General features: G+C 66.7%; 18 protein-coding genes. 13 read left to right on the forward strand and 5 right to left on the reverse strand.

The genetic code is table 11. The features are described 5' to 3' along the window. Window positions 1-37: 37 nt before the first annotated feature. Window positions 38-139, reverse strand: coding sequence for a streptamidine family RiPP (gene amiA / locus AC6CH3_RS22295; RefSeq protein WP_326968004.1), 102 nt, complete (start codon window positions 137-139; stop codon window positions 38-40). Window positions 140-243: 104 nt separating this feature from the next. Here amiA and AC6CH3_RS22300 point away from each other — a divergent pair, with 104 nt between their 5' ends. The 6 genes from AC6CH3_RS22300 (at window position 244) to AC6CH3_RS22325 (ending at window position 5,369) form a co-directional block, all read left to right on the forward strand. Beyond that, window positions 244-1,491 carry a hypothetical protein gene (locus AC6CH3_RS22300; protein WP_498134503.1) on the forward strand — a complete coding sequence of 416 codons (1,248 nt, stop codon included), beginning with the start codon at window positions 244-246 and terminating at the stop codon, window positions 1,489-1,491. Between the two features lie 2 nt (window positions 1,492-1,493). Beyond that, a complete protein-coding gene (locus tag AC6CH3_RS22305) occupies window positions 1,494-3,308 on the forward strand; it encodes a prolyl oligopeptidase family serine peptidase (protein ID WP_498134504.1) in 1,815 nt (604 codons plus the stop codon). Window positions 3,309-3,461: 153 nt separating this feature from the next. Continuing rightward, a complete protein-coding gene (locus AC6CH3_RS22310) occupies window positions 3,462-3,740 on the forward strand; it encodes a hypothetical protein (protein ID WP_498134505.1) in 279 nt (92 codons plus the stop codon). 37 nt (window positions 3,741-3,777) lie between these two features. Beyond that, window positions 3,778-3,993, forward strand: coding sequence for a hypothetical protein (locus tag AC6CH3_RS22315; protein ID WP_498134506.1), 216 nt, complete (start codon window positions 3,778-3,780; stop codon window positions 3,991-3,993). Next, complete coding sequence (locus AC6CH3_RS22320) at window positions 3,990-5,129, forward strand: baeRF2 domain-containing protein (protein ID WP_498134507.1); 1,140 nt, start codon at window positions 3,990-3,992, stop codon at window positions 5,127-5,129. Before AC6CH3_RS22315 ends, AC6CH3_RS22320 begins: the two co-directional genes overlap by 4 nt. Window positions 5,130-5,162: 33 nt before the next feature. Then, window positions 5,163-5,369 (forward strand): hypothetical protein, encoded by a 207-nt coding sequence (locus tag AC6CH3_RS22325; protein WP_498134508.1) that lies wholly within the window; start codon window positions 5,163-5,165, stop codon window positions 5,367-5,369. Here AC6CH3_RS22325 and AC6CH3_RS22330 read toward each other — a convergent pair. The 4 genes from AC6CH3_RS22330 to AC6CH3_RS22345 form a co-directional block, all read right to left on the reverse strand. Beyond that, entirely contained in the window at window positions 5,366-6,397 is a 1,032-nt protein-coding gene (locus tag AC6CH3_RS22330; RefSeq protein ID WP_498134509.1) for an SGNH/GDSL hydrolase family protein, read from the reverse strand. The two genes, AC6CH3_RS22325 and AC6CH3_RS22330, sit on opposite strands and share 4 nt — an antisense overlap. A 153-nt stretch (window positions 6,398-6,550) precedes the next feature. Continuing rightward, complete coding sequence (locus tag AC6CH3_RS22335) at window positions 6,551-7,282, reverse strand: YcnI family copper-binding membrane protein (protein ID WP_498134510.1); 732 nt, start codon at window positions 7,280-7,282, stop codon at window positions 6,551-6,553. Between the two features lie 101 nt (window positions 7,283-7,383). Further along, window positions 7,384-8,007: a hypothetical protein gene (locus AC6CH3_RS22340; protein WP_498134511.1), complete on the reverse strand. Its 624-nt coding sequence runs from the start codon at window positions 8,005-8,007 to the stop codon at window positions 7,384-7,386. Between the two features lie 769 nt (window positions 8,008-8,776). Then, window positions 8,777-9,538, reverse strand: a complete 762-nt coding sequence (locus AC6CH3_RS22345) for a hypothetical protein (protein ID WP_498134512.1) — start codon at window positions 9,536-9,538, stop codon at window positions 8,777-8,779. A 282-nt stretch (window positions 9,539-9,820) separates the two neighbouring features. Between AC6CH3_RS22345 and AC6CH3_RS22350 the strand changes: the two genes are divergently transcribed. From AC6CH3_RS22350 to AC6CH3_RS22380, 7 genes are all read left to right on the forward strand, one after another. Beyond that, window positions 9,821-10,483, forward strand: coding sequence for an arsenate reductase/protein-tyrosine-phosphatase family protein (locus AC6CH3_RS22350; protein ID WP_498134513.1), 663 nt, complete (start codon window positions 9,821-9,823; stop codon window positions 10,481-10,483). Window positions 10,484-10,867: 384 nt separating this feature from the next. Continuing rightward, entirely contained in the window at window positions 10,868-11,020 is a 153-nt protein-coding gene (locus AC6CH3_RS22355) for a hypothetical protein (RefSeq protein WP_498134514.1), read from the forward strand. Window positions 11,021-11,096: 76 nt separating this feature from the next. Continuing rightward, on the forward strand, window positions 11,097-12,074 hold the full coding sequence (gene trxB / locus AC6CH3_RS22360) for a thioredoxin-disulfide reductase (RefSeq protein WP_498134519.1): 978 nt from the start codon (window positions 11,097-11,099) through the stop codon (window positions 12,072-12,074). Window positions 12,075-12,111: 37 nt separating this feature from the next. Further along, complete coding sequence (locus tag AC6CH3_RS22365) at window positions 12,112-12,612, forward strand: universal stress protein (RefSeq protein WP_498134515.1); 501 nt, start codon at window positions 12,112-12,114, stop codon at window positions 12,610-12,612. 98 nt (window positions 12,613-12,710) lie between these two features. Further along, on the forward strand, window positions 12,711-12,986 hold the full coding sequence (locus AC6CH3_RS22370; RefSeq protein WP_498134516.1) for a hypothetical protein: 276 nt from the start codon (window positions 12,711-12,713) through the stop codon (window positions 12,984-12,986). 134 nt (window positions 12,987-13,120) lie between these two features. Next, on the forward strand, window positions 13,121-13,378 hold the full coding sequence (locus AC6CH3_RS22375) for a hypothetical protein (RefSeq protein WP_498134517.1): 258 nt from the start codon (window positions 13,121-13,123) through the stop codon (window positions 13,376-13,378). A 34-nt stretch (window positions 13,379-13,412) separates the two neighbouring features. Beyond that, window positions 13,413-13,913 carry a CHAD domain-containing protein gene (locus tag AC6CH3_RS22380; RefSeq protein ID WP_498134518.1) on the forward strand — a complete coding sequence of 167 codons (501 nt, stop codon included), beginning with the start codon at window positions 13,413-13,415 and terminating at the stop codon, window positions 13,911-13,913. Window positions 13,914-14,228 lie beyond the last annotated feature (315 nt).

Here is a 14,228-nt window from a genome sequence, read left to right on the forward strand (position 1 = left end):
GCGGGCACGCCGGCGCGCCCGCCCCGTGGCTTAGTGACTAGTCGAACGGGTTCTCGACCAGGGCGTTCGAGTGCGTTGCCGACAGGTGTGCCAGCTGCTCGGTCTCTTCAACTTCAACCAGCACCTTGGTGTTCTCCATGGTGGGTCTCCTTTCAATCGGTGTTGTGATTGCTGCTGTTGTGGCAACGCTCGCCACCCTATAATTAAATGAGAATCATTATCAAATAGCTTTGGAGGGGTTCCGTGTCACGGGAAATTCTTGTAGTTGCAGACCAGAAGGCCGGAACGGTCCAGTTCGTTGAACCCGTTTCCGGGGCCGTGCTGGGGCGGATCGACGGCGTGGTCCTCGCCGAACACGCCGGGATCCTGCCCTTGGGCGGCGGGCGGTGCGCGTTTGTGGACGATGCCGGAGGCGCCCTGATCATCGCGAACCCGTTCCACACGGTCATTCCTTCCGGAGGCCCCGTCCCCTCCAGAGACCCTGTCCAACAGCGGATCTCCGTCGCCATCCCTGGCGAGCACCTCGCCTGCGACCCCTCCGGGCGCTTCATGGCGGTAACCACGGGCCTCGGCCAGTCATGGGAAGCCTGGAGCGATCTACTCACCGTCGTGGATCTGGACGCGGACGGCGGTCCGTGCTCGCGCCGCGTCCGCACCCGCGCCGGCGAGCCCGGAGTGGTGGTGGCGGAAACGCCCGACGGCCCCCGCGCGGTAGTCCGCCACCGGGAACCCGGCGGCATCGAATCCCTTTCGCTCGAGCGGATACTGGACGAGGGCGTGCACTGCCCCCAACTGCGAGGTGAACAGTTGGGAGGGATCTCTGACGACGGCCACGGAGACGCCTACGACCCCGCCACCGGCACCATGTTTGTGGCAACGGACCGCGGAATGGAGCGCTTTGATGTCCGCAAACCCCGCCCGGAAGCGCTCGAAACGCTCCCGTGGACGGCGCCCGGGCGCGCCTACTTCCTTCGCTTCTGCCGGCAGCGCCGCATCCTGGCGGCCGTGCTGCGCGAGGGCGGCGACCACCCACGGGAGTGGGACTCCTGGCGCAATGCGCTCTGGATCCACGACGTCGACTCCGGGCTGACGCGCACCGCGGCCCTGGGCGATGGCCTGATTTTCCGTTTCGCCCTGACCGCCGCGGGGGCCGCCGTGGCACGGGTACATCCCGACGGCGACGACCTCACCGTCCTGGAACTCGGCTCCCTGGCGGTACGCGGCCGCTGGGAACTTCCTCCCATGGACCATGCTCCCCGGCCGGGGCACGAGCCGTGGGACAGCGCCGACCGGCGGGCGGTGGCGGCGTCGCCGTCGTCGGAGCTCGTTGCGGTGACCCGCGGCGGGCACGGCGAGGTGCACCTGGTGGATACGGCCCTGCCGGGATCACCGCTGCGGACCATGGCCACAGACACGCCGCTGCGGGACGGCGGGCACCTGGGGTGGTTGTCATCCGCCCAGGCCGCTCCCGAAGACACGGTGGGACGGTGAGCATGGCGCTGACTTCACGCGGCACAGAGGTGCTCCCCGGCGCCGGGCTGCAAAGCCACTTTCGGAAGCGGCTCCAGCACTGGGACAGGACCCCGAGGCAAGGAATCCCGCAGATTGCCGGCAGTACCGCGGTCCACTTGTGGCGCGGGGCAAACGATGAGTTCGCAGCACTGTATGTGGCTCCGGAGGCGCGACTGAGGAGCACCTGGGACGTACGGACAGGCTCAGGAGGACTGAGCCCGCTCGGCACCAGAATCCCAGCACCGCCGGACACCGTAGTCCGTGGATTCGCACTGTCCTCCGACGGCCACCGGATCGCCGCATTGCTGAGCCCGCCGCACAGTGAAATCGCACAGTTGTGGCTGCTCACCCCCGACGCGCAGCCCATGCTGGTTCCGGGCGTGCATGGCTGGCATGGGACGCCGGTCTGGGACACCACCGGATCATCCGTCTTCGTGCTGGACGGGAAACCGCCGCTGCAAAGGATCCTCCGCTGCCCCGTTTCGACTTCAAAGGTGGGCGCAAGACCCCAGGTTGCGGACGACACCGGTCCCGAAGTGCTTGGTTTTCCCGCCGAACTAGCCTCCGAGCGCACTGACGGCGCAGCCGGGCACCGTCTCTCCCTGCGCAGCCGCGGTGGCAAACTTCAATTGCTGGCTCGGACACCCGGTGCCGGCGCCCGCCTTTGGGAGCTGAGTGGCGCCGCCTGGCGGAGGCTCGACGTGGACGTGCCCGTCAGTGTTCCGTCCGTGCATGGCAAGGTCCTTGCCGCTGTGGAGGCGCCTGGCGGCACCGTGCTTGCCGTGGACCACGACGGCACCACACGACTGACCCTGGCCGGTCGTCCGCTCCTGACGCTCTCAGCCGCGGAACAGATTGTGGCGCTGTCCGTGACGGTTCATCCCGGTGGTGCCGCATTGTGGGTCCAGACGGCCTCGCCCGAACGGCCGTCAGGAGTGGTCAGCATCCCGCTGCCGCCAGATGTGGCCGGCCCAGAGGGCACGGCCCGAGGGTCGGACGATGCCGGCTTTGTCCACCTGCACCTGCTTGCCCCGGGCAGCGACGGCGTTGACATTCCCCTGCTCATTTCGGCCCGGGCCCAGGATCTGGACGCCTCCAACAGGCCGCTGCGGCCGCGGCCGCTCATCCTGACCTGCTATGGGGGGTTCGGCGTCAGCCACCGCACAGAGCCCGAGCCCAGCGTGCCCGCATGGCTGGAAAGCGGCGGCATCTACGTGGCGGCCCAGCTGCGTGGGGGCGGCGAAAAAGGAAAGGCCTGGCACGAGGCCGGCCGCGGAGCCAACAAGCAGCGCACCATGCTGGACCTCATCGACGCTGCCCGCTTCCTCGCCCAGCAGGGATGGACCAAGCCTGAAAATCTCGTGGCCGTCGGTGCCTCGCACGGCGGACTCGTGGTGGCCACATCCGCGCTCATCGCACCGGAAGCCTTCGGCGCGGTCATCGCGGTGGCGCCGGTGCTGGACACCGTCCACCTGGACAGGCACGGTCTGGGACCGCAGTGGCTCCATGAATTCGGGGCCGACGGTGAATGCCCGGACGCCGTCCGTGCCGGCTATTCGCCCCTGCACCTGCTGGCCCGAATGGAAGCGGCCGCGCACCTGCCTCCGCTCCTGTGCTGCGTCATGGCCCAGGACGAGCGCGTCGACAACAGCGCAGCATTCCAGTTTGTGAACGGCATCCGCCAGCGCGGTGGGCAGGCCTGGCTATACCAGGAGAATGACAGCGGCCACAGCCACCGTGCAGCAACCGACGTCCAGGAGTTCTCGGCCACCGTGCTGGCATTCGCGGCTAATTGAAGATTCACAGCATGCATGGGCATTCCCCAAAAATGCTCAGCACCCTTTCTATTTTGGGCGGGTTGGGGCTAGTGTCGAAGCGTCCGATTTTCTTCGTCGGCAGCAAATGTGTCGCAGGTGCTTCCGGCCTTAGGGATAGGGAAGGGAACGAGCATGGCCTCGGAATCGCAGACCACCACCGACCACGACGAGATCCGTAAATGGGTCGAAAGCAACAAGGGCAAACCCGCCAGCGTCAGAGACACCGGGGGTGACGACGATGCGGGCATCCTGCGCATCGATTTCCCCGGCGGCGCCGGCGAGGACTCCTTGGAGCACATCAGCTGGGATGAGTGGTTCGACAAATTCGAAGAGAACAAGCTGGCATTCCTCTATCAGTCCGAAAAGGCCAGTGGAGAACCGAGCACATTTTTCAAGCTCATTCGCCGCTGACGTTGAGTGGAGCATAACGAACCGAAGGGAGACCGCCGTGGCTGAACGCGGGAACACCAAGCACGGGCAGCATCTGGATGACAAGATGCAGCAGGAAACACAGGGCATGGTCAAAGGCAACCAGCCCGCCCACGTTGAAGAGGGACGGGAAACCGAACCCTTCCCCGACGACACCGACGCCGCCGAGGTCCAGGACGCGGTAAACCCCGCTGCTGAAACGGGAGAGGCGAAGGACGAAGGGAACGTCCCGTGAGTGACCGGCTATCACGATACGCCGACCTCTACCGTCAGCCGGGACCATGGTGCCTGGCCTATGTCGACGCCAGCACCGGTACGGTAGACAGCCTCGAGGCCGCCGACGTCCAACCCGAGAATGTCCGCAACGCCCTGGCCGGGCAGGGAGCCTCCCACAAGGACCTGGACGCGATTGAACGGGCCATTCAGCCTGCGACAGGAGAGCCCTCACCTGTCAGCCGCTTCGTTCTGGTTCGGGACGGAGAGCTAGTGATCAATGACCTGCTCCCCGGACCTCTTGTCGTGCCAGAGCGCATCACCAGGGACGACGTCCCGGATCTGCTGCCCCTGGTGAAACACCAGCCGGACGAGTTTCCCTATCTGGTGGCAGAAGTGAGCCGCGATGAAGGCGAAATCCGGCTGCAGCGGGCAGGCAGGCAGGACGTGGACGCAAGCCAGCATGTTCAAGGATCGGAGGAGAACCTGAAGAAGGTCCCCGGCGGCGGCTGGTCGCAAGGCCGGTATCAGCATCGCACCGAGGACATTTGGCGGCGCAATGCTGACCAGGTAGTGCAGGAAATCGACAGGGTGATGACGGAAACGCATCCCCGGCTTCTTGTGCTCGCCGGTGATATCCGGGCGCGGCAACTGGTGGCAGAGCAGCTGTCCGAGGCGAGCAAGGCCGTGCTGAGTGTGGTCGATTCCCACACTCTTGCAGCAGGCTCGGACCGCGAAAAGTTCGAAGCAGAGGTCAGCGCGTTGGTGGCCCGGCAGTGGGCGGATGACCAGCAGCAGCTTTTGGATCGCCTGGCCGAGCAGGAAGGGCAGGCAAACCCGGAGTCGGCCACCGGAATCGATGCTGTGGTGCACGCCCTCCAGCAGGCTCAGGTGGACGTGTTGATCCTGGACGACCAGGCCCTCGCCGAGCACAGCCTGCTGGCGTTGGGTTCCGAACCGTGGATTGCCAACTCCGAGGAAGAATCCCTGGGGGCGGAAATCTTGGGCAGGGTCTCGGCGCCCGCGGCACTGCTGCGCGCGGCCGCCCTCACCGACGCCCGGATACAGCTCACGCCCGCAGCAGCACTGCCTAAGAATGCCGAGATTGCAGCCTTGCTCCGCTGGCCAACCGGACCCGAAGCCTCGCCAGCAAGCTAGCTACCTGTTCTGGCAAACGCAAAGGAGAACGCCATGCAGATCGATAAGAACCAGATCCTCGAGTTCCTCAGGTCCCGGGGAGACAACGACAAAGCCGCCCAGGCCGAGACGGAGCTGCCCGACCAGGTCGACACCGACCAGCACGCAGGACTGCTGTCCAACCTCGGCATCAACCCCGCGGAGCTGCTGGGCAAGCTTCCCGGCGGGCTCGGGGACAAGCTCGGAGGCCTGGGCCTCTAGACCGGACCTCTAGACTGGGCCGGCACTTCCGAACCCGATTTGGCCGGGCCCGGCACGTCCGAGCCCGGCACTGCTGAACCCGGCACTTCTGAACCCCGCATGTCGGAGCCAAACACCGGGCCAGGCACTGGCCGCTTGGCGCTGAGCTCCTCCTCCGTCTGGTGCCGGATCCGCTTCAGCACCCAGGGGACGAGGTACTTGCGCGCCCAGACCAGGTCCTCGGCACGGGCATGGCGCCAACTGCTCTCCGGTAGGTCCTTGGGCAGGTAGGGCCGGAGCGTATGCGGGACGTTGATGGTGTCCAGCACCATCTTGGCGATGGTGTGGTACCCGAGCGGCGAGAAATGCAGCCGGTCCGGATCCCACATCCGTGGATCGGCGAGTTCCTGCAGCGCCCACAGGTCTGCGATCACGGCGTCGTGCCGGTGCGCAACAGTGCGGATGTTCTCGTTGAAGATGGCGATCTTCGCCCTGTTGTGCCCGATCACCGGCGTCCCGCCCCAGTCCGGCCCGGCGAACAGCACGATCGTCGCCCCCGTGGTGCTCAGCAGCTCGACGCCGGCGTCCAGTCTCGCGGCCAACTTGTCCGGGTCGCTGCCCCGGAAGACAAGGTCGTTCCCGCCGCCGGAGAGGGTGATCAGGTCCGGCTGCAGTGCCAGCGCAGGCCCCGCCTGCTGGTCCAGGATCTGGCCGAGCAACAGGCCGCGCACGGCCAGGTTCGCGTAGGCAAAATCCTCGTGCCCCACGCTGAGCTCCTCGGCCACGCGGTCCGCCCAGCCGCGCAGCCCGCCCGGACTGCGCGGTTCCGGGTCGCCCACACCCTCCGTGAACGAATCCCCCAGCGCCACGTACCTGCTCCACGGGTGCGGGGCACCCTCCGGCTGCGCCGAACCGCGTGTCCCAGCACCAATACCCAGGGCGGCGCCGGTCCCGTCGTCGCCCGCTGTCAACGGAAGACGTACGACGCCGGTCCGGTCACCCTGGGAGGTGACCGAACCGGCGTCGTACTTCTTGAATGGACGGTGCATGGACTGTCAGGTTTCTGCCCGGGAGGCGTCCTCGAGGTTCACTAGCGATTGCCACTCATCATGGCCCCCGCGTCCCGGGAAAACCTTGGGAAAACCTTGGAGCGGCCCCGCCCATTCAGGGCAGCTTCCGAGGGGCGGCGCCGGTCCGGTTCGCTAGGCCTTGCGGGTGCGCACGAGGGCGGCCACGCCGGCGGCCAGCCCCAGCAGTCCTGCAACCAGGCCTGCCCAGCCGAGCGCGGTGGAGTCGCCGACGGCCGGGGACGTCGCCGATGCAGGGGTGGTTTCCGCGGCAGGCGTCTCAGCAGCCGCACCGTGGGCTCCGTGTTCGCCGGCCGGGGCTGTGGTGACGAACATCGGTGCCGGGTGCTCGGGCTCTGCCCCGCCGGCAGTCGGCGTCTCGTCCCAGTTCACCACCGTGCCGTCCGTGTAGGCCTGGGCTGCGGGCAGCACCACCGTGGTCCCTTCCTTGGGCAGCCGGCCCACGGAAATGGAGAACGTCTGGTATTCGTGCTGTGAAATCTGGTGGGCTGCGTCCGCCGTCCAGGTCACGGACGCGGCAGCCTTGGTGATGGTTGCCCCGTTGGCCGTCACGGGCTTGGGAAGCTCGGCTTCCTTGATCTCGGCCTTCCAGCCGTCCATGGGCTTGACCGAGACTGACGTGAATGGTGTGTCCTTCGGCAGGGTGACGGTGAGCTTGGACGTCTTGGCCGTCTCGGACTCATTGGGAACCCGGAAGGTCAACTGGGAGAAGCCGCCCTCGGAGGTTGAGGCAGGATCCACGTTCACGTGGGCGGATGCGGCCCCGGCGCCGAGGATGGTCAGGCCTGCTGCAGCGGCGAGAACCGCGGTTGTCTTGAAGGTACGGCGTGCTGTGGTGTTGTTCATGGTGGGTTGCCTTTCGCAGGCGCCGCCCGTTTGCCGGCCCGGCGCGCGTGGGTGTGGGGAATTCTGCTTCCCGCGCACCTTACTGCGACGCCGGGAGGGGGTCAGCAGGGCAAAGCACGCAGGAGGGCCGCTGCAGGCGGTCCGCGGAGGCTATGCAGGCGCAGGTTGCGCCATGGAGCAGGGATGAAAACGGGGTTGCGGGCAAAGGTCCGGGGGCCCGCCACCGGGATCACGGCCGGGCGCAGAACGTGGACCAGAGGGCGCAGCCAGGCAAGGAGCCGCCACAACGAAGCTTCGCCCCGGCGCAGGAACCAGGCTGTGGCGAGCGCGTGGCCGGCCAGCATGGCCACCGGATCAACGGCCGCTGCCGTGTGGGTGTCCATCCCCGCAGCAGCCGACGGGAGGCACTGCAGACTCGACGTGCCCGCATGATGGTGGCTTCCACCGGACACCGGGCCTTGGCACACAGCGCTGACCGACAAGGTGGTGAATGCCTCGTGCAGCACCAACTGGCCCGCGCCGAGCAGTCCGAGCAGCGTGGTGAAGGACAGCTCACGCCGCGTCAGCCAGGTCACGGGGACCAGCACAAGCGCGGCCAGGGCCAAGGTGATCATCGGCGCCGGAAGGATGCCGCCGCCCGCCACGTGGCCCCCGGCAGCCAGCCCCACTGTCAGACCGGTGACGGTCAGGGCGCGCAACAGGCGCGGCGGAGCATGGGGTTTCATCTGCTCCTCCTGTTCCTGGCTACACGGCGCTGCAGGGCATTGCGGCTGGATCCCAAGCTAGGAACCGGAGGATGGAAAAACCCTGCACGCCGGCTCCCCCGAACCGGGGCATAAACCTTGGGGCACGCCAGAATCCAGCCGCTGAACGGCTGCCCGGGCGCCCGTCCAGCATACCCGTCACCCGGGATGCGCGCCGTCTTCAGATGCCCTTGGCCGCCAGTCTTGGAGTTCGCTCCGGGGACGGCAGCCGGCTGCGGTTTACTCAGATAAGACTGCAGGAGCACGATGGCATATGAACACCATCAGGGCTTTGGCCGCCGGGGCAATGGCCGGTGCAGCGGGCACCACCGTGCTGAACGCCGTCACGTACCTGGACATGGTCTGGCGGGGCAGGCCTGCCAGCAGCACTTACTGCCGTGGCGGGTGCCCTGGTGGTCGGCAACGGCCCCATGACTGCCCTCGGGGTGACAGACCCCCGCACGTGGTCACGCACGGACTGTCTCAGCGACGTTATCCCGCACCTGGCCTACGGCGTCGTCGCCGGCGCAACCCTCGAGGCACTCGATCCTGCCGGTTGGCACCGGCTCAGGATTAGCCAAGGATCGTGCAAGTTTCGTGCGTGCAACGGCGTTGCCTCGGGCGCCGACGCGTACCTCACCAAACCCTTCCACCCTCACACGTTCCGGGAACTCGTGCAGCGGCTCTGCCCGCCGGAGCCCCGACACGCTCCGCCGGTACACCTCCAAGGAACAAACAAAGAATCACGGGCTTAGCCCGCCGGCCGCAGCGAGGTAATCATCCGCTTGATGTCCCGGTACTCGGCAGTGCCTGCGTACCTTTCCGCCATTTCGAGGTACGGCAGGGAGGGATCGCCGGGCGTCTCGTTGTTTCCGGGGTCATAGAACGCCCCGAACATGGCAGCAGTGGGCGGCCACGTGAAGAAGTGGAAGATGGGGCAGGCAGAGTCCCCGGTCGGCGGCGGGCCGGATGCGATGCCGTAGGCCGCCCCCGGAGTGTTGGCCGGCCCCGGGTCCGTGGCATTGCCGCGGGTCTCGAACACATACCGGGGTGTGAGCCCGTTCTGCGTCAGAGCCGGCATCTCCTGGGCGTCCAGAACGGAGTACGGATGCCGCTCCATGCACGTGGAACCGGTGGCCATATTGGTCCGGAGGGTAGCCAGCGGCTTGCCTGCCTGGTTGGTAATTTCCGCGAACGCGCCGCCGCCTTCAGGAAGTTCGCCTGCGGGATCCCTGACGCTCCACGCCGCGGGCAGGTCGAAGGTCAGCTGGCCGTCCGCCGTCGTGTATGTCTTCCAGGCTGCCGCCGGCGGGGTGGTGGCGCCGGTCGGGGTGGATGCCCCGTACGGGTCCGACGTCGGCGTCGGCCCCGGCGGGGCGGCCGTGGTTGCGGAGGTGACCGGGTCGGTCGCGGTGCCCGCCGGCGGCGCTGCCTGCTGTCCGCATCCGGCGAGCATCACAGCGAAAAGAAATGCCGCGGAAGCCGCGGCGCGGGACGATGCTGTTCTGCGCATGTCATTCTCCAGGGACCGGAAATAGGTCCCTTAAGTGTTGCGCCTTCCGCAGCTCCGTGATGTGGGCCGCTAGTGATTGACGCTGAACCGTTGTTGGCAATAACGATCGGCCCTGCGCCGGCAATTGGTCGAGTTAATGTCGATGTCCGTTAAGTTATGGTCCCGTCCACGTGACGCTGCCGCCGCGCCTCCTGCTTCCCGGCGCCGCGCAAATGCTAGGTTCGATGGAGAAGAACCGTCCGCGCCATCCCCGTCTCCAAACCCATCGAAAGAGCAACAACAGTGGAATCGCCTGCACCTGTCCGGATACTGACCGTTTGCACGGGGAACATCTGCCGCTCCCCCGTGGCTGAGCGGCTGCTCCAGGCAGGGCTGGACCAGGTGCTGCCCGGCGGCTTCGAGGTCCGCAGCGCCGGTACCCGCGCGTTGGTGGGCGACCCCGTTCAGCCGTTGTCCGCGGACATCATCCACACGTTCGGAGGAACCGCGGAAGGATTTGCCGCACGGCAGCTTACGGGCAGGATCCTGCGCCCGGTGGACATGGTCCTCACCATGACCTCCGCGCACCGCGGCGAAGTCCTCCAGCTCGACGCTTCCCTGCTCAAGCGCACCTTCACCATCCGCGAGTTCGCCCGGATGCTCGATGTCCTTGAGGAACGGGAGCCCCCGACGTCAGGAGGGAGCACCCAGTCAGGGGGGAGCACCCAGTCGGGAGACGAACACCGTGGCAACCACCACCGGATCAGTGCAAACACCGAGCTCTGGCGCGCCCTCCCGGCCCGTGCGGCTTCGGTGCGGCACCTGGCGCTGGCTCCAGAAGCGGCCGACAACGACGTCGTCGATCCCTACCGGCGAACCGCCGACTACTACCGGCAGATGGAAGACGAACTCGCCCCGGCCATCATCTCGGTCCTCCGCTTCGCCAGGCTGAACGCCCCGTCCTAAGCCGGTTAAACAGCGTACGACGCCGACGCGGTCACCTTGCGTTGGTGACCGTGCCGCCGTCGTACGCCCTATGGGTTCCCCCAGCAGACCCTGACATTCGTCACCGTATTCCCGCCCCCCACGGTCCGCGCGCTGTTCGCAGGTGCCGCTTTCCTGCTGCGCGTCCCGCACCGGGATCCGGAAGTCCGAAGCATCGGGTGCTTGCCTTTTGACTATGTGGGAGCCGGGTTGGGAAAACCCTGCGGCCGGGGTGCCCCCTTCGTTCCGTCAGCTCTGTTCCGTCAGCCATTTGCTTGCGTGCCCTTTCGAGCCGGATGTATAGTCGCTCATCCCCGCAACGGGGCGGCCCGGAGGTCAGGACTGGTGACGGCGATGAGGAAGATAATGTGGACCGTTGCCGCCGTGGCGGTGGTCTTCCTGATCATTGGCGGCACTGTAGAGGCCGTCGGATTCCTGCTGTGGGTGGCACCGTTCCTGCTGGTTGGTGCTGTGCTGCTGTTCTTCCTGAGCCGCTCCGGCGGCCGCCGCATCCCCTGACATCTTCGCCGTCCAGATACTGACCCAGGAAGATGAGGAGCCAGCAGTGAGCACCAGGAAAGCCAAACCCGGGGACGTGGCCACCCACCAGCTGATCATCATCGGCTCGGGCCCCGCCGGCTACACGGCGGCCATCTACGCTGCCCGGGCCGGCCTGGAACCACTCGTGCTGGCCGGCTCGGTCACCGCCGGCGGTGCGCTGATGAACACCACCGAGGTGGAAAACTTCCCCGGCTTCCCGGCCGGGATCCAGGGCCCCGAACTCATGGACGGACTCCAGCAGCAGGCCGAGCGCTTCGGCGCCAAGGTCGTGTTCGACGACGTCACGGACGTCCAGCTCAAGGGGCACCTCAAGCGGGTGGTCACCGGCGGCGGCGAGACGCACGAGGCGCCCGCGGTCATCCTGGCCACCGGCTCCGCGTACAAGGAACTCGGTTTGGCGGAGGAGAAGAAGTTCAGCGGCCATGGCGTCTCCTGGTGCGCCACCTGCGACGGGTTCTTCTTCCGCGACCAGGACATCGTCGTCGTCGGCGGCGGTGACTCCGCCATGGAGGAAGCCACCTTCCTGACCCGCTTCGGAAAGTCCGTGACCGTCGTCGTCCGCAAGGGCGAACTGCGCGCCTCCCGCATCATGGCGCAGCGTGCCAAGGACAACCCGAAGATCAGCTTCGCCTGGAACTCGGCCGTCACCGCCATCCACGGCGACGGCAAGGTCAGCGGCGTGACCCTGACGGACACCCGCACCGGCGAAACCCGGCAGCAGGCCGCCACCGGGATTTTCGTGGCGATCGGGCACCTGCCGCGCACGGAGCTGGTGGCCGGGCAGGTGGACCTGGACGCGGAGGGCTACATCAAGGTGGACTCACCCACTACCTGCACCAACCTGAGCGGTGTGTTCGCGTGCGGGGACGCCGTGGACCACCGCTACCGCCAGGCCATCACAGCCGCGGGAACCGGCTGCGCCGCGGCCCTCGACGCGGAGCGCTACCTCGCCGCGCTTGAGGATGCGGACAGCATCGCCACCGCACTGGTGGAAGAACCCACCCACTCCTAGCATCTGCCCGCCCGCCCAACTACGAACTGAGGACACCTTGGAGTGGCCGGCACATGAAGAATGGCCGGAGGAAGACTGGCCGGACGGGCCTCTCGTGCTCGGCGTCCACTGGAATTTCCCGGAGCATCTCGTCCGCACGGCGGCCGACCTCGCGGCCGCGCTGGGACAGCATCTCGTGTGCGCCTTCGTGGATCCGGCCAGCTACCTGACCGAGTGGGACCCGAGCGGCGAGCTACTGGCCCATTCCCTGGATCCGGCGATCAATGAGGAAGCAGATTTCCCGTCGCAGGAACTGCTGCAGGCCCTCACATCGGTCCTCGGGGCACCTGGCGAGGGCTGGTCGTTCCGCGTTCTCAACGGTGATGTTCCAAAAGCCCTCGGCCGTTTGGCGGAGAGCACCGGCGCGTCACTGATCATCGTGGGCGCCGACCCGCCCGGAGCCGCGGCGTGGGTGGACAGGCTTCTCGCCGGGTCTGTGTCGGGGAGCCTGATCAGCCGCGGGCAGTGGCCCGTGCTCATCGTTCCGGAGATCGAGTGATTGGGGTCTGGTCCGGCCTGCGGAGTGGGTCTACATTGCTTGATGGGATGCTGCAGCCGCGGCTCCCGCAACACGCGTGCATGGTCCAGGAGGAAATGATGAGCCCCAACCCCAAGCAGCCCATTACCGATGACAGCATCAAGGTCCGCCAAGTCAACCACTACCAGTTCAGCTGGGTGGCAGGCGACCCCGGCAAGCCCGGCACCTGGACCCTCCAGCTGGTCCTTGACCAGGGTGCCTGGGAGGAAGTCCTCACCCTCGACTCGCAGGATGCCGATAACCTTCAGGACCTGCTGTCGACCTCGGAAACGGTGTTCTACGACGTGCCCCGCCGGACCCTGATGTTCGGCACCACCAGCGCCGGGCACCAGTAACCACGGGCATTTACCGAGAACGGGCTGGCACAGGGGCTCGAGAATAACCGAAAACTCCATCCTGCGTACACCATGGCGAAACCTTCCAAGAGCAAACTGGGATCGGATGCCGATTACCTGGAAGGGAATCCACAATGGGGAATCAGGACGAACTCACTGCCGCGGCGCGCGAAGACCTCTCGCCCGGTGACCTTGTTGAAGCGCGGCGCGGCGGGCGTCTGCTGCACCGGGGCACCGTAACGGATGTGGCCCACAACCACGGACTGCTGTGGATCATGGACACCCTCACAGGCGGGCGCAGACTGCTTGACCATTCCGAACTGGAGATTACGCGCGCCCCGGCCCCTGAAGTCCCGGCGGCGGTCCCGCCCCAGGTCACGGCTGCCGGCTAGCTGCCGGATTCCACCGCAGTAGAGGGTGTTCACCATGGCGGATATTCAAATACAAGACGAAGCGCCCCGGCCCGTTGCGGCAATCGACGCGATCTCAGCACTCCTTGCTGAACAGCTGGCCGCGATGCTCTCCCAGGACCCTGGGGTGCGGGCAGGATCTCCGGACGCAGCCCGGAAAATGAGATCCGCCGCGCGCCACTCGCGGTCGCTCCTGGAGGACCACCGCAAACTCTTCAACAAGGGCGCGGTCAAGACGCTCCGGACCGAGCTCAAGTGGGTGGCCCACTCCGTGGGACCGCTGCGCCACGCCACGATAATTGACGGACACGTTCACAGGCCCACCCCGGACCTGCCCGGGCTGAATGAGCTCGGCCTGGCCTTTGGACCGGGTGAAAGTGCGCATGGTGCCGGGTACGACGCGGCCTACGGGAACGCACTCGCCGCCCTGGACTCAGAGCGCTATTTCAGGCTCATCCGGGGGTTGCAGGCGTTCTGCTCGGCCCCTCCGATGCGTTCCGTAAGGAAGCGCGCGTAGCCCCTCGGGCGGCGCACCCCCCCATATGGGCGGTTTGTCGCCGCCGGTTTCCAAGGTTTCTTGGAGTGCGATGACGCACGATGGGCGGCGTAGCGCAGGAGTGTGAAGCATGTCTTCCCTCCATTGACACGCAGTTTCCACAGGCCATAGCCATGGGGCCGGGCTGGGCCGCAGCTGATCCCGGACGGGTTGGTTTCATCGTCCGGATGACTTTCATCGCCGAAGAGAAACTACGAACTGATGAAAAAAACGCTCCGCTGGTTCAGCCATTTGCTCGTTGTGTCCATCGTCGCCGCGGGAGGCCTGGTGGGCGTC

The organism is Arthrobacter sp. GQ119, from assembly GCF_059759125.1.